At 71.1% G+C, this 16,679-nt stretch carries 16 protein-coding genes; 3 read left to right on the top strand and 13 right to left on the bottom strand.

Annotation, left to right across the window (positions count from 1 at the left end; all coding sequences use genetic code 11):
• Positions 1-194: 194 nt before the first annotated feature.
• Together ACWC5C_RS27950 and ACWC5C_RS27945 are read left to right on the top strand one after the other, a co-directional pair.
• A complete protein-coding gene (locus ACWC5C_RS27950) occupies positions 195-986 on the top strand; it encodes an IPT/TIG domain-containing protein (RefSeq protein ID WP_450879685.1) in 792 nt (263 codons plus the stop codon).
• 112 nt (positions 987-1,098) lie between these two features.
• A complete protein-coding gene (locus ACWC5C_RS27945) occupies positions 1,099-2,361 on the top strand; it encodes an IPT/TIG domain-containing protein (protein WP_450879683.1) in 1,263 nt (420 codons plus the stop codon).
• Positions 2,362-2,367: 6 nt separating this feature from the next.
• On the opposite strand, the gene ACWC5C_RS27940 is transcribed toward ACWC5C_RS27945, so the two are convergent.
• From ACWC5C_RS27940 to ACWC5C_RS27890, 11 genes are all read right to left on the bottom strand, one after another.
• A complete protein-coding gene (locus tag ACWC5C_RS27940; protein ID WP_450879681.1) occupies positions 2,368-5,193 on the bottom strand; it encodes a DEAD/DEAH box helicase in 2,826 nt (941 codons plus the stop codon).
• Positions 5,194-5,300: 107 nt separating this feature from the next.
• Positions 5,301-6,272 carry a twin-arginine translocase subunit TatC gene (gene tatC / locus ACWC5C_RS27935; protein ID WP_385445335.1) on the bottom strand — a complete coding sequence of 324 codons (972 nt, stop codon included), beginning with the start codon at positions 6,270-6,272 and terminating at the stop codon, positions 5,301-5,303.
• Positions 6,273-6,334: 62 nt separating this feature from the next.
• Positions 6,335-6,625 carry a Sec-independent protein translocase subunit TatA gene (gene tatA, locus ACWC5C_RS27930; RefSeq protein ID WP_385445333.1) on the bottom strand — a complete coding sequence of 97 codons (291 nt, stop codon included), beginning with the start codon at positions 6,623-6,625 and terminating at the stop codon, positions 6,335-6,337.
• A 211-nt stretch (positions 6,626-6,836) separates the two neighbouring features.
• The gene (locus ACWC5C_RS27925; protein ID WP_385445331.1) at positions 6,837-7,061 is read right to left on the bottom strand and encodes a hypothetical protein; all 225 of its coding nucleotides are present in this window, start codon (positions 7,059-7,061) and stop codon (positions 6,837-6,839) included.
• Between the two features lie 53 nt (positions 7,062-7,114).
• On the bottom strand, positions 7,115-7,357 hold the full coding sequence (locus ACWC5C_RS27920) for a hypothetical protein (protein WP_385445329.1): 243 nt from the start codon (positions 7,355-7,357) through the stop codon (positions 7,115-7,117).
• A 47-nt stretch (positions 7,358-7,404) separates the two neighbouring features.
• A complete protein-coding gene (locus ACWC5C_RS27915; RefSeq protein WP_385445328.1) occupies positions 7,405-8,364 on the bottom strand; it encodes a helix-turn-helix transcriptional regulator in 960 nt (319 codons plus the stop codon).
• A gap of 20 nt (positions 8,365-8,384) precedes the next feature.
• Complete coding sequence (locus ACWC5C_RS27910) at positions 8,385-9,350, bottom strand: helix-turn-helix transcriptional regulator (RefSeq protein ID WP_450879678.1); 966 nt, start codon at positions 9,348-9,350, stop codon at positions 8,385-8,387.
• Positions 9,351-9,466: 116 nt separating this feature from the next.
• On the bottom strand, positions 9,467-9,841 hold the full coding sequence (locus tag ACWC5C_RS27905; protein WP_450879676.1) for an FKBP-type peptidyl-prolyl cis-trans isomerase: 375 nt from the start codon (positions 9,839-9,841) through the stop codon (positions 9,467-9,469).
• A gap of 55 nt (positions 9,842-9,896) precedes the next feature.
• Complete coding sequence (locus ACWC5C_RS27900) at positions 9,897-10,889, bottom strand: FKBP-type peptidyl-prolyl cis-trans isomerase (RefSeq protein ID WP_385445324.1); 993 nt, start codon at positions 10,887-10,889, stop codon at positions 9,897-9,899.
• A 139-nt stretch (positions 10,890-11,028) separates the two neighbouring features.
• Complete coding sequence (pafA, locus tag ACWC5C_RS27895) at positions 11,029-12,390, bottom strand: Pup--protein ligase (RefSeq protein WP_385445323.1); 1,362 nt, start codon at positions 12,388-12,390, stop codon at positions 11,029-11,031.
• A 9-nt stretch (positions 12,391-12,399) separates the two neighbouring features.
• Complete coding sequence (locus ACWC5C_RS27890) at positions 12,400-13,659, bottom strand: MFS transporter (protein ID WP_450879673.1); 1,260 nt, start codon at positions 13,657-13,659, stop codon at positions 12,400-12,402.
• A gap of 209 nt (positions 13,660-13,868) precedes the next feature.
• Here ACWC5C_RS27890 and ACWC5C_RS27885 point away from each other — a divergent pair, with 209 nt between their 5' ends.
• Positions 13,869-14,858 carry a LacI family DNA-binding transcriptional regulator gene (locus tag ACWC5C_RS27885; RefSeq protein ID WP_450879671.1) on the top strand — a complete coding sequence of 330 codons (990 nt, stop codon included), beginning with the start codon at positions 13,869-13,871 and terminating at the stop codon, positions 14,856-14,858.
• Between the two features lie 54 nt (positions 14,859-14,912).
• On the opposite strand, the gene prcA is transcribed toward ACWC5C_RS27885, so the two are convergent.
• Positions 14,913-15,686 (bottom strand): proteasome subunit alpha, encoded by a 774-nt coding sequence (gene prcA, locus ACWC5C_RS27880; RefSeq protein ID WP_385445318.1) that lies wholly within the window; start codon positions 15,684-15,686, stop codon positions 14,913-14,915.
• A 54-nt stretch (positions 15,687-15,740) separates the two neighbouring features.
• On the bottom strand, positions 15,741-16,586 hold the full coding sequence (prcB, locus tag ACWC5C_RS27875; protein ID WP_450879669.1) for a proteasome subunit beta: 846 nt from the start codon (positions 16,584-16,586) through the stop codon (positions 15,741-15,743).
• Positions 16,587-16,679 lie beyond the last annotated feature (93 nt).

The following is a 16,679-nucleotide window of genomic DNA, read 5'->3' as shown; positions in this document are numbered from 1 at the left end:
ATTGACGGCGCCCCGCGTTGACGGCGCCGAGTCGCTTCACCCCGAAGACCCGCCCCCAGGAGCCGGCCCCGAGGCCACGGGTCTTTCACCGCGCCTTCCCGCCCACCGGGACGTCCTCCGCGGCAGCGGAGCACGTCAGCCATCGGGCTGCTCTCCGCGCCCCCGGCGAGGCGGCACATCGAAGGAGAAAGATCATGGCAACCATCACTTCGCTGGTGGACACGACGACCACCACCAACCAAGGCAAACCCGGGGACACCGTCCAGATCAACGGCACCGCGATGGCCACCACCACCCGCGTGAACTTCGGCTCCACAGCGGTCACCCCGACCGGCGTCACCGCCACCCAGGTCACCTTCGTCGTGCCCAACACGGCGCCGTGCTCCGGCCAGGTCGCCGTCAGCGTGTCCAGCAACACCGGCGCCACCAGCAACGCACTGCCGTTCTTCGTCATCGCCAACCCGACCACCACCGGGATGAGCGTCACCTGTCTGCCCGCCGCCACCGGTGGCGCGGCGACACTGTTCGGCACCAACTTCCTGACCGGGACGCAGGTCGCGGTGGGCAGCGTCGGCAACGTCGCGGTCACCCCCACCCAGACCAACCAGGTCACCTTCACCGCACCGGCCAACCCGGGGCAGGTCGCCGACGTGTCGACCCAGGCGGTGACCATCACCACCGCGGGGGGCACCAGCACCTCGGGCACCACCATGGTCGACTACTACCTCGCCCCGGCCATCACCTCCGTGGCGCCCACGTCGGGTACGGCGGGCGACAGCATCGTCGTCAACGGAACGTCCTTCATCGGCGTCGACACCGTCACCTTCACCGACAGCGCCGATGACACCGCCACCGCGGTCTTCACCCCCATCGGCGACGACCAGCTCGTGGCCATCGTGCCCGGCGGGCTCGCCACCGGCGCCGGGACCATCACGGTCCACACCTGCGGCGGGGACTCCAACGACCAGGCCTTCACCGTCACCTGACGGCCGGAGACGACCGCGCACCGACAGCGTCACGCACGTTCGTCCCCCGCGCCCTGGCCGACCACCTCCGGCCAGGGCGCGGCCGTCGAGGTACGGATAGGAGAACACCCTCATGGCCCCCATCGTGACCAGCGTCAGCCCCGCCCAAGGCGCACCGGCGGGAGGAACCCCCGTCACCATCACCGGCTCCGGCTTCACCGGCGCCACCGCGGTCAGGTTCGGCCCCAACCTGGCCACGAACATGGTCGTCGTGAACAGCACGCAGATCACGGCCAGGACGCCCGCGGGGACCGGCACGGTCAAGGTCACGGTCACCGGGCCGTCGGGGACCAGCACCCAGAACGTGTTCTTCACCTACACCACCGTCGCGGCCCCCGTCCTCACCAGCCTCAGCCCGACCTCGGGACCCACCTCCGGCGGCAACACCGTCACCCTGAACGGCGCCAACCTCACCGGCGCGACCACGGTCATGTTCGGGCCCAGCCCCGCCGCGATCCTCACCAACACCCCCACCCAGATCACCGTCACCGCCCCACCGGGCACCGGCAGCGTGGGCGTCACCGTCACCACCCCCGGCGGCACCAGCAACGCCCTCGGCTACACCTACGCCGCCACCCCCGCACCCACCCTCACCAGCCTCAGCCCGACCTCGGGGCCCACCTCCGGCGGCAACACCGTCACCCTGAACGGCACCAACCTCACCGGCGCGACCTCCGTCATGTTCGGGATCAACGCGGCGGCCATCCTCACCAACACCGCCACCCAGATCACCGTCACCGCGCCCGCCGGGCCGCCGTCCGTGGTCAACGTCAGCGTCACCACGCCGGGCGGTACCAGCAACGCGCTGCCGTACTTCTACATCACCGCGCCGGTCGTCACCGATCTGTCCACCCACCTCGGCCCGGCCACCGGCGGCAACACCGTCACCGTCTTCGGCAGCGGTCTGACCCTCACCACCGCCGTCGACTTCGGGGGAACCCCGGCCACCGCCATCAACGTGATCTCCGACAGCCAGCTGACCGTCACCGCCCCGGCCGGGACCGGCGCCATCCAGGTCACCGTCACCACGCCCGGCGGCACCAGCTCGACGGGGACCGGGAACCCGCACTACACGTATCTCGGCGCCCCGGTCCTCACCAGCCTCAACCCGCCGAACGGCCTGGACACCGGGGGCGAGTCGGTGGTGCTCGTCGGCAGCGACCTCACCTACACCGACGCGGTGACCTTCGGCTCCGTCCCCGCCTCGTTCTTCGCGGTCTCGGACACCCAGGTCGTCGCCACCACTCCGGGCGGGCCGCCCGGGGTGGTGAGCGTCGTGGCCCACACCCCGGCCGGAAACAGCAACGCCCTGCCGTTCACCTACGACCCGTCGTGACCGGCCTCAGCCGACGGACGAGTACGCCACGACCCCGCGCAGCAGCCCGTCGACCGCCTTGCGGGCGTTGCGTGCCACGGCGCCGTCCGGAGCCGCCGCCGCGATCTGACCCAGCACGTCGATCAGCTGCTTGCACCAGCGCACGAAGTCACCGGCGGGCATGTCCACTTCCCGCAGCACCTCGTCCAGCCCGTGGCCGGACGCCCAGCGGTAGGCGGCCCAGGCGAAGCCCAGGTCCGGCTCGCGCTGGCCGACCCCCTCCGCCTGGTTGATCTTGTGCTCCTCCTCCAGGGCGTCCAGTCGGCCCCAGATACGGACCATCTCGCCCAGCGCCTCCTTGGCGGGGCCGGTGGGCAGCTTGGGCGGCAGCGCGTCGTCCGCCGCCCGGGACTCGTACACCAGCGCCGAGGCGCACGCCGCCAGCTCGGCGGGGGCCAGCCCCTCCCACACACCGTCCCGCAGGCATTCGCTGGCCAGCAGGTCCAGCTCGCCGTAGAGCCGAGCCAGCCGCCTGCCGACATCCGTGACCTCGTCATCGCGCAGATAGTCCAGCTCGGTCAGCAGCGCGCAGATCCGGTCGAAGGTGCGGGCGATGGTGTTCGTCCGCCCCTCGATGCGCCGCTCCAGCTGGCGGGTGTCGCGCAGCAGCCGGTGGTAGCGCTCGCCCCAGCGGGCGTGGTCCTCGCGGTCGGAGCAGCCGTGGCAGGGGTGGGCGCGGATCTCGGCGCGCAGCCGGGCGATCTCGGTATCGTCGGCCGCCCGCGAGCGCTCCTTGCGGTGCCGCCGCGCGTCGTGGTGCCCGGCCTTGGTGCGCAGCGCGGAGGCCAGGTCCCGGCGGGACTGCGGGCTGCGCGGGTTGAACGACTTCGGGATCCGCATCCGGTCCAGCGGCTCGACCGGCACCGGGAAGTCGATCGAGGCCAGCCGCTTGACCTGGCGCTCGGCGGTGAGCACCAGCGGACGCGGCCCGTCCTGGTGCTCGAAGCCGCGGTGGCCGTTGGAGCGCCCGGCGGCCAGCCCCGGGTCCAGCACCAGGGCGAGCCCGGCGAACTTGCCGGTGGGCACGTGGATGACATCGCCCGGGCGGAGCTTCTCCAGCGCCACCGCGGCGGCCGCGCGGCGCTGCGCGGCGCCCTGCCGGGCGATCTCGGTCTCGCGGTCCTTCAGATCGCGGCGCAGCCGCGCGTACTCGTCGAAGTCGCCGAGGTGGCAGGTCATGGAGGCGCGGTAGCCCTCCAACCCCTCCTCGTTGCGCTGCACCTGACGGGAGATCCCGACGACCGCCTTGTCCGCCTGGAACTGGGCGAACGAGGTCTCCAGCAGCTCGCGCGAGCGGTGCCGGCCGAACTGGGAGACCAGGTTGACCGCCATGTTGTACGAGGGCTTGAAGGACGAGCGCAGCGGATACGTGCGCGTCCCGGCCAGGCCCGCGAGGGCGGCCGGGTCCATGGCGCGCTGCCACAGCACCACCGCGTGGCCCTCGACGTCGATGCCGCGCCGCCCGGCCCGCCCGGTCAGCTGGGTGTACTCACCGGGGGTGATGTCGGCGTGCTGCTCCCCGTTCCACTTGACGAGCTTCTCCAACACCACCGAGCGGGCGGGCATGTTGATGCCCAGCGCCAGGGTCTCGGTGGCGAAGACCGCCTTGACCAGGCCGCGGACGAACAGCTCCTCGACGACCTCCTTGAAGGTGGGCAGCATCCCGGCGTGGTGGGCCGCGATGCCCCGCTCGAGCCCCTCCAGCCACTCGAAATACCCCAGCACATGCAGGTCTTCGTCGGGGATGCCCGCGGTGCGCTCCTCGACTATCGACCGCACCTGGGCGCGCGCCGCGTCGTCGTTGAGCCGCAGCCCCGCGTACAGGCACTGCTGGACGGCCGATTCGCACCCGGCCCGGCTGAAGATGAAGGTGATGGCGGGCAACAGGCCCTCGGCGTCGAGCCGGTCGATGACCTCGGCTCTGCCCGGGGTCCAGATCCGGCTGCGCTGACGGCGCTCGCGCTCCCGGTCGGCCTCCCGCATGTTGTTCCGCCCCCGGCGCTTGTCGCGGCCGAAGGCGGGGCGGCTGTTCTCCATCCGGGCCAGCCGGACCAGGTCGGGATTGACCTCGCGGCGGGCGGACTGATCACCGTCCCGCCCGGTCTTCTCCTCGAAGAGGTCGTACATCCGGCGCCCCGCCAGCACGTGCTGCCACAGCGGCACCGGGCGGTGCTCGGAGACGATCACCTCGGTGTCGCCGCGCACGGTGTCCAGCCAGTCGCCGAACTCCTCGGCGTTGGAGACCGTCGCGGACAGTGATACGAGCGTCACCGACTCGGGGAGGTGGATGATGACCTCTTCCCAGACGGCGCCGCGGAAGCGGTCGGAGAGGTAGTGCACCTCGTCCATCACCACATAGCCGAGGCCGAGCAGCGACTGGGAGCCCGCGTAGAGCATGTTGCGCAGCACCTCGGTGGTCATGACGACCACCGGGGCATCGGAGTTGACGCTGTTGTCCCCGGTGAGCAGGCCGACCTTGTCGGCGCCGTAGCGCTTGACGAGGTCGGCGTATTTCTGGTTCGACAGCGCCTTGATGGGCGTGGTGTAGAAGCACTTGCGGCCCTGGGTGAGCGCCAGGTGGACGGCGAACTCGCCCACGATGGTCTTGCCAGAGCCGGTGGGGGCGGCGACCAGCACACCCTTTCCTGCTTCGAGGGCCTGGCACGCCTCGATCTGGAACGGGTCCAGTGCGAAGGCGTACATCTCGCGGAAGGGGGCCAGCGCGGTGGCCTGCTCGGCGGCCCGGACTCGGGCGGCCGCATAGCGCTCGGCGGGAGTCAGCTCGTCGGTCATCGTATGTACGAGACTACCGGCCACCTCCGACAACGCACGCGATCTTTACGGCGGGATGGGGACCGGGACCCCGGCGGGCCCCGGTCATCCGGTCGTCGGTGACCCGCCTACGTGACGTCGTCGTAGCCGTTGCGCCGCACGGGGTCGTCCGCCGAGGACAGCTCGCCCGCGGCGACGCGCTCGGTCCCCTCGACGGCCTCCGGCGTCAGATCCAGGCTCGACGCCTCGTCGTCGTCCAGCCCGAAGTCGGGGTCGGCGGCCCGGCGCCGCGCCCTGCGCCGGTCGTTGAGGAGGGCGATGGCGACCGCGCCGAAGTACAGCACGGTGACGGGCCCGGCCAGGGCGAACATGCCGATCGGGTCGGTGCTGGGGGTGGCCACGGCGCCGAAGACCGTGATGCCCATGATCATGCCCCGCCACCAGCCGAACATCCGGCGGCCGCTGAGGATGCCGGTGAAGTTCAGCAGGATCAGCAGCAGCGGCAGCTCGAACGCCAGACCGAAGACGACGATCATGCGGGTGAGCAGATCGAGGAAGTCGTCCAGCGGGAGCAGGTTGCTGGCCCCGCCCGGCGTGAAGTCGAGGAGGACCTCGGCGCTTTTCGGCAGGATCTTGTACGCGAAGAAGGCACCGCCGACGAACAGCGGCACGCCGAGGCCGACGAAGAAGAGCGAGTACTTCTTCTCGCTGCGGTGCAGACCGGGCGCGAGGAACGCCCACAGCTGGTACAGCCAGACCGGGGTGGCGAGAACCAGACCGGTGGTGAAGGAGACCTTCAGCATGATCGTGAACGGCGACAGCAGACCGTTCACGGTGAACTCCGCGCACCGCTTTCCGACGTGTTCGCTGTTCGCGGAGATCTGGGACATCCGCGTCCCGCCCGGACAGCCGACGGAATCCAGGACCGGCTTCATCAGGAAGTCGATGATGTCCTGGTAGACGAACATCGCCACGATGGTGATCACGCAGATCGCCAAGACCGATTTCATCAACCGGTTGCGCAACTCGCGCAGGTGGTCCGCGAGGGGCATCCGCCCCTCAGGGTCCTTCTCCTTCTTGTTGCGGGCAGACTTGAGCAACCCACGTCCTCATCTCGTGCGTCGGACGGCGGCCGTCGGCCCCGCCTCCAAGTGGGCCCGGGTCAGCGCTTGGTGGTGTCGCTCGGTTCGGCCACCGGACGGGAGCTGGTGACGTCGCCCGGAGCCGCCTGGATGGTGCGGTGCGCGCTCTGGTCCTGGCCCGGGTTCGGCGGGTCGGCCGGGGCGTTCTCGTCCTGCTTACCGTCCGACTTCATCGCCTTGGCCTCGCTCTTGAGGATGCGGGCGGACTTACCCAGCGAGCGCGCCATGTCGGGGAGCTTCTTCGCGCCGAACAGCAGCAGAACGACGACAAGGATAAGGATGATCTCGGTAGCGCCGAGCCTTCCGAACATATTCGTCTACCTTCTCACCGAGGCGGCTGGGGTGGGGCTGCCGACCGTTCGGACAAAAGTCCGGCAGCCGTGCTGTCTGCGATCGTAGCGCGCAGGGGTAAATGCAGGGCAATCCCCATGCAGACGCCTGGTTGCGGCCCTCCGCCTCGATTCCAGGGCCACGACCAGCCAGCGTACCCCGCTTCGCTGTGACTCAGCAGAGCGCCGTCGATCAGTGGCCGCGGGCCCCGCCCTCGTCCCGGCGCACCGCCCCCACCTGCGCACTCAGCGGTTCCGTGGCCCGCTCCAGGTCCTCCGCGGCCCGGGTGATCCGCGCGGAGCTGTCCGACACCTGCCGGGCCAGTCTGCGCACCTCCGCGAAGACCCGTACGGAGAGCACGGCGAGGACGGCGATTCCGCAGAAAGCGAGGGCGAGGGCGAGCATCGGCCAGAGCATGGGGCGAGCCTATCGGGGCCGCCGCGGCGGCCCCGCGCCGGTCGGCCCGCTGATCAGACCGTCGAGTGCAGCCGCAGGGTGCGCACCCCGCCGCCGGTGAGCAGCTCCACGATCCGCTCCCCCGCGGGCTTGCGCACCGCGCTGCCGCAGTCGGGACAGGTGAAGGAGTAGAACGTGGTGCGGTCACTGGCCCCGATCGCCAGCCGCAGCGCACCGGCTGCCAGCTCGAACCGGCCCCGGCACTCCGGGCAGGCGGCCTTGAAGATCACCGAGGCGGGATTCCCCCCAGCGGTCACTGTGCGCTTCCCTTCACTCACCGCAAGCCATCATTCGCCGAAGGCCTTCATTCGCCATAGGCCGCGAGCGCTTGCCGCGCCGCGTCCCGAGCGCTGTCCGCGAGCCCCTGCGGCGCGACGATCCGGCCGTCCCGGCCGAGCCGCAGCGCCAGCCGCCGCAAGCTGCCGGGGTCGGGGGCGCGCAGCGTGATGCGCAGCGCCCCGTCGGGCAGCTCCTCCGCGCTCTCATGCGGGTAGTACTCGGCGACCCAGCGCCCGCCGGGGCCGACCTCGACAACCACCTCGGGGTCCTCGGCGCCGGTCTGCACCAGCCCGGTGGACGGATCGGAGAGGTCCCGCAGCTCGATCGGGGGCGGGTCGGACGCCTCGTCCAGCAGCTTGATCTCCACGACCCGGTCGAGCCGGAAGGTACGGCGGGCCTCCGACAGCCGGCACCACGCCTCCATATAGGTGTGGCCGACGGCGAACAGCCGGATCGGGTCGACCTCGCGCTCGGTGACCTCGTCCCGCGCGGGCGAGTAGTAGCGCAGCCACAGCCTGCGACGCTCGGAGATGGCCCGGTCGACGTCGGCGAAGACACCGCCCTCGGACTCGAAGGTCACCGAGAGCCGGGAGCTGGCGCCCGCCACCTCGCCTGCCGCGGCCTCCAGCTTGGCGGTGGCCCGCAGCAGCGCCTCCCGGTCGCTCTCGCGCAGCCCGGGCAGGGTGGCGACGGCGCGGGCGGCGACGAGCAGCGCGGTGGCCTCGTCGGCGGCCAGCCGCAGCGGCTCGGCGACATCGTCGGGGTTGTGCCACCAGATGCGCTCGCCGTCGGTGTCGATGTCCAGCAGGTCGCCGCCGCGGAAGCTGGTGCCGCACAGCGGCAGCACATCGAGGTCGGAGATCAGCTCGTCCTCGCTGATGCCGAAGGCGCGGGCGACCTCGGCGACGCGCGCGCCCGGGCGCTCCCGCAGATACGTCACCAGCGACAGCATCCGGCGGGTCTGGTCAATGGCGTTTCCGGCCATGATGAAGTCGTTCCGTCCCCTCAGCCCTTGGCCACGGCGCGCAGCCGCTCCACGACGTCCGCCCGCAGCTCGCCGGGGCCCATGACGATCACGTCCGGGCCGAATTCCACCAGCCAGGCGTCCAGTCCGTGCCCGTACGGAATCTCCAGCTCGTCCCAGCCGTCGTCCCCGGCGTGAGTGGAGAGCGCCTTCGCCCGCAGCGGATAGCCGTGCCCGGCGCGCACCCTGATCCGCGCCGTGCCGGTGGCGGTCTCCCCCGCCCAGGCCTCCACGGTCTCCCGCACGGTGGAGTGGTCGGGCACCTCGGCGGTGTACGCGCCGGAGCGCAGCCGCACCCGGCCGGTGATCCGGGAGAGCCGGAAGACGCGCTCGGCGGACCGGTCGCGGTCCCACCCGGCGAGATACCAGTGGCCGCGCCAGCACTCCAGCGTCCAGGGCTCGACCTGGCGCTGCTCGGGGCGGGCGGCGTTGGACTTGCGGTAGTCGAAGACGACCGGGCGGCGGTCGCGGCAGGCCAGCATCAGCGGCTCGAAGGCGGCCTCGTGGACCGGGATGTGCGGCTGCAGCGCGCTCTGCGGCTGGGTGTCGTACGGATCCTCGGCGACCGGCATCCCGGCGGCGCGCAGCTTCTGCAGCGCGCCGCTCGCGGCGCCCGCGAGCCGGGCCTGCTGCCAGACCTTGGCGGCGAGGCCGAGCGCGGCGGCCTCGGCGGCGTCCAGGGTGATCGGGGGGAGGCGGTTGCTGTCCCGGCGGGCGAGATAGCCGACTTCGCCCTCAAGGCCCTCCACCGTCTCGATGACCAGGCCGAGTTCGCGCAGATCGTCCTTGTCGCGCTCGAACATGCGGTTGAACGCGTCGTCATGGGCGGCGTCGGACTGCAGGTACGCCTCTATGGAGCCCCGCAACTCACGCTTGGTCAGCGGACGCCGGGTTCCCAGCAGGCACAGCGCCAGGTTCATCAGCCGCTCGGCCTTGGCAATCGCCATCGACGCCCTTTCTTCTTGACCTTACGACCGTGACCGTACCGCTCCGGGCAGCCACCGCAAAAGCCGAGGGCCCCCGCCTGTGGACGGGGACCCTCGGCACACGCCGCGCGCGAGTCTCAGGCGGAGATCAGGTCGCAGACGAAGATCAGCGACTCGCCCGGCTTGATCCGGCCACCGCCGGCGCCACGGTCGCCGTAGGCCAGGTGCGGCGGGATGATCAGCTGGCGGCGGCCGCCGACCTTCATACCCTGCAGACCCTGGTCCCAGCCGGGGATGACCTGGCCGACGCCGAGCTTGATGCGCATCGGGCCGCCGCGGTTGTAGCTCGCGTCGAACTCCTCACCGCTGGAGAAGGCCACGCCCACGTAGTGGACGGCGATGTCGTTCCCGGCCTGGGCCACGGGACCGTCGCCCTCCCAGAGATCCTTGATCTCCAGGTCCTTCGGCGGCTCGCCGCCCGGGAAGTCGACCTCAGGCTTGTCGATGCTCACGAAATTGCTCCTCGTTACGTTGTGGGCAACCCGCACACCCTACAGAACCGACGAACTACAGAACGGCCAGGATGTCGACCGTGAAGACCAGGGTGGAGTTGGCGGGGATGCCCTTCTGGGCCTTCTTCCCGTAACCCAGGTCCGGGGGCACCACGATCAGCACCCGGCTGCCGGCCTTCTTGCCCGCGAGCCCCTGCGACCAGCCCTTGACGACCTGCTGCAGCGAGAACTGGGCCAGCTCACCGCGCTTGTACGTGGAGTCGAACTCCTTGCCGCCGTCCCACAGCACGCCCTTGTACTGGACGAGCAGCGCGTCCTTCGCCGTGGCCTCGGGGCCGTCGCCCTCGATGACGTACTCGGAGACGAGCTTCTTGGGCGCGTCCTTCTTGGGGATGGTGATGGTGGGCGCCTTGCCGTCGGTGTTGTCGGACACCTTGGGCATGTCGATGTTGCTCTGCGCCACCTTCTTGCCCTTGGCCGAGCTCTTGGCGTTGAAGGCGTCCTCGATGTCGATGACGAACACCAGGGTGTCCGTGCCCTTGATGCCCGCCTGCGGCTGGCCCTGCTTGCCGTACGCGTACGCCGGGGGGACGGCCAGCTCCAGCCGGCTGCCGACGGTGCGGCCCACCAGCCCCTGGTCCCAGCCCGGGAGCACCTGGCCCTTGCCGATCGGGAAGGCGGCGGTCTGCTTCTTGTCGTAGGTGTTGTCCACGACCTTGCCGGTGTTCCAGATCTGGGCGAGGTAGTTCACCTGGACGTAGTCGCCCTTGGCCGTCTTCGCCCCATCCCCCTTGATCACCGTCTTGACCGCGAGGTCGGAGGACGGCTTCCCGCTGCCCTTGGCGACCTTCGGCTTCTCGCCGAACTTCTCGCCGCCGGTGATCTCCGGCACCGGTCCGTTCACGATCTTCCCGCTGGGGGCCGGTGAGGGGCCTCCGGTCGGCTCCTTGGAGGGCTTGGCCTTGTCGGATCCTGACTTGTCGTCACCGCAGCCCGCGAGCGTGAGCAGGCCCGCGGGCACGGCAAGGAGTACGGAGCGTCGGCGCACGGAGTCCTCGTTAGGTAGATCTTGCGATGGCCAATGCGCGCCACTTTACGGCGTGACGCGGGCCCCGTCCGAGAAACGCACGGGGCCCGCGTCATGCATAAGCCGTACGCCGACTCAGCCAAGTGGCCTACACGGCGGCCTACATACCAGCGATGAGTTTCTCCACCCGGTCATCGACCGAACGGAACGGGTCCTTGCACAGCACGGTGCGCTGCGCCTGGTCATTGAGCTTGAGGTGCACCCAGTCCACGGTGAAGTCGCGGCGCTGCTCCTGGGCGCGGCGGATGAAGTCACCGCGCAGCCGGGCGCGAGTGGTCTGCGGGGGCACCGACTTGCCCTCGAAGATCTTCAGGTCGTTGCACACCCGGGCGGCCTGGCCACGCTTCTCCAGCAGGTAGTAGAGCCCCCGGCGGCGGTGGATGTCGTGGTAGGCGAGGTCCATCTGGGCGATGCGCGGATGGGACATGGTGATGTTGTTCTTCGCCCGGTACCGCTCGATGAGCCGGTACTTCATCACCCAGTCGATCTCGGTGCCGATCCGGTCCAGGTCCTCGTCCCGGATCGCCTCCAGGGTGCGGCCCCACAGCTCCAGCACCCGCTCGACGGTGCCGGTGCGGATGCCCCGGCGCTCGCAGAAGTCGACGGCCTTCTCGTAGTACTCCTGCTGCACCTCCAGGGCGGACGCCTCGCGCCCGCTGGCGAGCCGCACCTTGCGCTGCCCGGTGATGTCGTGGCTGACCTCGCGGATCGCCCGGATCGGGTTCTCCAGGGTCAGGTCGCGCATCACGGTGCCCGCCTCGATCATGCGGAGCACCAGGTCGGTGGCGCCGACCTTGAGCAGCATCGTGGTCTCGGACATGTTGGAGTCGCCCACGATGACGTGCAGCCGCCGGTAGCGCTCGGCGTCGGCGTGCGGTTCGTCGCGGGTGTTGATGATCGGCCGGGAGCGGGTCGTCGCGGAGCTGACGCCCTCCCAGATGTGCTCGGCGCGCTGGCTGACGCAGTAGACCGCGCCACGCGGGGTCTGCAGCACCTTGCCCGCCCCGCACAGCAGCTGCCGCGTCACCAGGAACGGGATGAGAATGTCGGCGAGCCGGGAGAACTCCCCGTGCCGGGCCACCAGATAGTTCTCGTGGCAGCCGTAGGAGTTGCCCGCCGAGTCGGTGTTGTTCTTGAAGAGATAGACGTCGCCCGCGATTCCCTCCTCGTGCAGGCGGCGTTCGGCGTCGACGAGCAGACCTTCGAGAATGCGCTCGCCGGACTTGTCGTGGGTGACCAGCTCGGTCACGTTGTCGCACTCGGGTGTGGCGTATTCCGGGTGCGAACCCACGTCGAGATAGAGGCGGGCGCCGTTGCGCAGGAAGACATTGCTGCTGCGGCCCCACGAGACGACACGGCGGAAGAGGTACCGCGCCACTTCGTCAGGAGACAACCGGCGCTGTCCCCTGAATGTGCACGTGACGCCGTACTCGTTCTCCAGCCCGAAAATGCGGCGGTCCATGCCTGAACATTACGCCTGATGGCCTGCTCTGAAACCGGGTTCGGCGGCATGGCTGCGATCATTTTCCGGATGGCGTCCATCCGGCGTTCTCCGCGGTGCCTCCTTCAGGTACCTCCGGGCGGCCAGCAGGACGGCCAGCGCGGCCGCTCCGGCGGCCCCCGGGACGGCGAATCCCAGGGCCACACCGCCCAGCTCCACGGCGGGTCCGGCGGCGGCCGCGCCGACCGAGCTGCCCACCCCGAAGGTGGTCACCAGCCAGGAGAACGCCTCGGTGACCGTACCGGCCGGGGCGTGCCGGTCGATGACGACGAAGGCGCACGCGAGCGCCGGGGCCAGGAACACCCCCGCCACGCCCGCGAGGGCCGTCATCGCGGGGACACCCGGCACCAGGGCGAGCGGCAGATAGCCGGCCGCGAGGGCGGCCACCAGCAGCCGCAGCCGCCGCTCGGGCGCACCGGCCCACGGGCGGGCCCCGTAGACGACGCCGCCGACCAGCGCGCCCGCGCCGAGCGCGGAGAGCAGATAGCTGGAGACCAGGCCGCCGCCGTGCTCGTCGGCGTACGCGACGGCGGCCACGGCGATCGCGCCGAGCGCGGTGCCGACGAAGAAGAACGAGCCGATCAGCACCAGCATCCCGGAGGAGCGCAGCGCGCCCAGCCAGTGCGCCTCGCGCGGCGCGGAGCGCCACCGCCGGGACGGCGCGGACACCACGACGGACAGCGCGCCCAGGATCCCCATCGCGTTGATGACCAGTAGCGCGGCCGCCTCGGACCATCCGGCGACCAGCAGGGTGACCAGCAGCGGGCCGACGGCGAACATCACCTCCTGGGCCACGGCGTCCAGCGCGTACGCCGCGTGCACCTGGTCCGGGCGGCGCAGCACGTCCGGCCACAGGGCCCGCAGGCCGCCCTCCAGCGGGGGCGTGAACAGCCCCGCGACGAGCATCGCGGCGTACGCCACCGGCAGCGGGTCGAGGCCCACGACGGCGAACAGGGCCATCCCGAGCGCGGACACCACGGCGGCCGGGAGCATCACGCGCGGCTGGCCCCAGTGGTCCACCGCCCGGCCCAGCAGCGGCTGCCCGACGGCGGTGGCCACCCCGTAGACGGCCGAGAGCGCCCCGGCCAGCGCGTAACTTCCGCCCTCGGCGCGGGCGAAGAGCACCACGGCGAGCGCGGCGGTGGCGTTCGGGAGCCTGCCGATCAGCGTGCCGGTGAGCAGCCGCGCCGCGTGGCGGGTGCGCAGCAGTTCCCCGTAACCGGCCGCCATGGCTGCCCCTCCTGATGTCCTGAATCGTGGGTCATGAATCGTGGGTGATGGATCGAGTTTTACGTATAACGACGCGTCGTTATACGTACCATGGCGGCCTGCCCCGGGTCCACCCGTGGCGGGCGGACCGCAGGGACGCACGGAGCGGAGGCGATGTGGCACAGGGGACCGGACCTCCCGCGGCTACCGCACGGGTCACCAGCCGGGACGTGGCACGGCGCGCCGGGGTGTCCCAGGCGACCGTCTCCCTCGTGCTCGGCGACAAGTGGCGCGGGCGGGTGTCGGAGCGCACGGCGGGCACCGTGCGGGCCGCGGCGCGCGAGCTGGGCTACCGGCCGAACCTGGCGGCGCGCAGCCTGCGGCTGGGCCGCACCCGGACCGTGCTGCTCGTCGTCCCGGCCCTGACCAACGAGTTCTTCGCGCAGGTCTACACCGGCGCCGCCCGGGTCGCCGCCGACCACGGCTTCGGCGTGGTGCTCTACCCGTCCCCCGAGGGCGTCGGCCCGGCCCGTGACCCCTTCGACTCGGCGCGGGCCTCGCTGGACGGCGTGATCGCCTCCTCGATGGCCGCCGACGCGCTGGCCGCGGTGCGCGGCGGCGGGCTGCCGCTGGTGATGCTCGACAGCGACCCCGACGACCCGGCCGCCGCCGCGGCGGCCACGGTCAACCTGGACATCGGCGACGGCATGCGGCGGGCGGCGGAGCACCTGCTGGGCCTGGGGCACCGCCGGATCGCCCATGTGGCGGCGGCGGTGGACTCCTGGACGTTCCAGGTGCGCGCCCGGGCGCTGGCCGGGGCGGTGGGCGCGGTGCCCGGCACCGCGCTGCACACCGAGTCCGCGGCGCTGAGCGTCGAGGAGGGGCGGCGGGCGGCGCTGCGGGCGCTCACCGGGCCCGGGCCCCGGCCCACGGCGCTGGTGTGCGACGACGACGTCCTCGCCGCGGGCGCGTGCAAGGCCGTCCGGCGGCTGGGGCTGCGGGTGCCGGAGGACGTGTCGGTCACCGGCTTCGACGACCTGGCGCTGGCCACGGCGGTCGAGCCGGAGCTGACCACCGTGACGCTGCCCGCGCAGGCGGTCGGGGCGGAGGGCATGCGGGCGCTGATGGCGGTCCTGGACGGGGAACCGGCCGGGGACACGACGCTGCCGGTGGAGCTGGTCGTACGGGACTCCAGCGCCCCTGCACCACCGGCCGGATAGGCGCTGACGCCTGGTGGGGGTGGCCCGGCCGGGCCACCCCCACCAGGCCGGTGGCTACTCCTCGCCCGACTCCGCGGAGTCGCCGGACTCGTCGGACTCCGACTCGGCGTCGGCCTCCGCCGCGGCCCCGGAACCCTCCAGGAGACGGGTCAGCTGCCCGCCCAGGACGCGCTTGAACTTCCGGGCCTGAGGCCGCTTGCGGTCCAGGACCGCGACCTCCAGCTGCTCGGCGGTGAGGCTGCGCTCGCCGCCGTTGTTGTCCCGGGACAGCGAGTCGACGGCCAGCTTGAGGGCTTCGGCCAGCGTCATGCCGTCCCGGTGGCGCTGGTCGAGATAGGTGCTGATCTGGTCGGCGTTGCCACCGACGGCGACCGAGCCGTGCTCGTCCACGATGGAGCCGTCGTGCGGCAGCCGGTAGATCTGGTCGTCGGCGGGGCTCTCCCCGGTCTCGGCGACGATCAGCTCGACCTCGTACGGCTTCTCGGCGGCGCTGGAGAAGATCGTGCCCAGCGTCTGCGCGTAGACGTTGGCGAGCCCGCGGGCCGTGACATCGTCCCGGTCGTAGGTATAGCCGCGCAGATCGGCGTACCGGACGCCGCCGATGCGCAGGTTCTCGAATTCGTTGTACTTGCCGACCGCCGCGAAGGCGATCCGGTCATAGATCTCGCTGACCTTGTGCAGGGCACGGGACGGATTCTCGGCGACGAAGAGGATGCCGTCGGAATACTGCAGCACTACCACGCTGCGGCCGCGCGCGATGCCCTTGCGGGCGTATTCCGCGCGGTCGGCCATGGCCTGCTGGGGCGATACATAGAACGGCGTCGTCACCGGCTATCCGTCCCTTTCTGTCATTGGCGAATACATTCCGGGTCAACCGTCCCCTCAGAGCAGGGCGGCGCGCGGGCCGTCCGGCTCTTCGAGCCGCCGCTCGTGGATGGCGCGGACGATGTCGGCCACCTCTGCCTCGGAGAACTTCCTGAAACCGTCCTCGGTGATGACCGTGACGATGGGATAAATGCGCCGGGCCAGATCGGGGCCGCCGGTCGCGGAGTCGTCGTCCGCGGCGTCGTACAGCGCCTGGATCACGGCGGTGCCGGCCTGCTCTTCCGTCAGGTCCTCGCGGTAGAGCTTCTTGAGCGCGCCGCGGGCGAACGTCGAGCCGGAGCCGGTGGCCGCGAAGCCGCGCTCCTCCGAGCGCCCGCCGGTCACGTCGTAGGAGAAGATGCGGCCCTTCCCGCGGTCGACGTCGTAACCCGCGAAGAGCGGGACGACGGCGAGGCCCTGCATCGCCATGCCGAGATTGCCGCGGATCATGGTCGAGAGCCGGTTGGCCTTGCCCTCCAGCGAGAGGACGGTGCCCTCGACCTTCTCGAAGTGCTCCAGCTCCAGCTGGAACAGCTTGACCATCTCCACGGCGAGACCGGCCGTGCCCGCGATACCGACGGCCGAGTACTCGTCCGCCGGGAAGACCTTCTCGATGTCGCGCTGCGCGATGACGTTCCCCATGGTCGCGCGCCGGTCACCGGCGAGCGCGACCCCGCCTGCGAACGTCGCCGCCACGATCGTCGTGCCATGCGGTGCCTCGATGGCGCCCTGCACCGGGGGCAGCGGGCGGGCGCCCGGCAGCAGCTCGGGCTGATGCGTTCCGAGGAAGTCCATGAACGACGAGGAGCCGGGCGTCAGGAAGGCAGCCGGCAGACGCCCTGTGCTTCGAGTGTTGGCTTCCACACGATTCCTTCCACCAGATCTTGAAATACTGCTCGGACCTTACCCCTGGCCATGGAAGTCATCCGTCCTGCGTCCTCTCGATGAGGACACAGG

It is taken from the genome of Streptomyces sp. NPDC001700 (assembly GCF_053596435.1).
The sequence above is the reverse complement of the archived record's forward strand: the minus strand, read 5'-3'. Positions and strand labels throughout refer to the sequence as shown.

What these genes read in the sequence shown, in the direction of transcription:
- pafA (WP_385445323.1), bottom strand. Translation starts at nt 12,390, where the DNA reads ATGGACCGCCGCATTTTCGGGCTGGAGAACGAGTACGGCGTCACGTGC.
- ACWC5C_RS27925 (WP_385445331.1), bottom strand. Translation starts at nt 7,061, where the DNA reads ATGCTCTGGCCGATGCTCGCCCTCGCCCTCGCTTTCTGCGGAATCGCC.
- ACWC5C_RS27910 (WP_450879678.1), bottom strand. Translation starts at nt 9,350, where the DNA reads ATGGCGATTGCCAAGGCCGAGCGGCTGATGAACCTGGCGCTGTGCCTG.
- ACWC5C_RS27940 (WP_450879681.1), bottom strand. Translation starts at nt 5,193, where the DNA reads ATGACCGACGAGCTGACTCCCGCCGAGCGCTATGCGGCCGCCCGAGTC.
- ACWC5C_RS27890 (WP_450879673.1), bottom strand. Translation starts at nt 13,659, where the DNA reads ATGGCGGCCGGTTACGGGGAACTGCTGCGCACCCGCCACGCGGCGCGG.
- ACWC5C_RS27915 (WP_385445328.1), bottom strand. Translation starts at nt 8,364, where the DNA reads ATGGCCGGAAACGCCATTGACCAGACCCGCCGGATGCTGTCGCTGGTG.
- tatA (WP_385445333.1), bottom strand. Translation starts at nt 6,625, where the DNA reads ATGTTCGGAAGGCTCGGCGCTACCGAGATCATCCTTATCCTTGTCGTC.
- ACWC5C_RS27950 (WP_450879685.1), top strand. Translation starts at nt 195, where the DNA reads ATGGCAACCATCACTTCGCTGGTGGACACGACGACCACCACCAACCAA.
- ACWC5C_RS27945 (WP_450879683.1), top strand. Translation starts at nt 1,099, where the DNA reads ATGGCCCCCATCGTGACCAGCGTCAGCCCCGCCCAAGGCGCACCGGCG.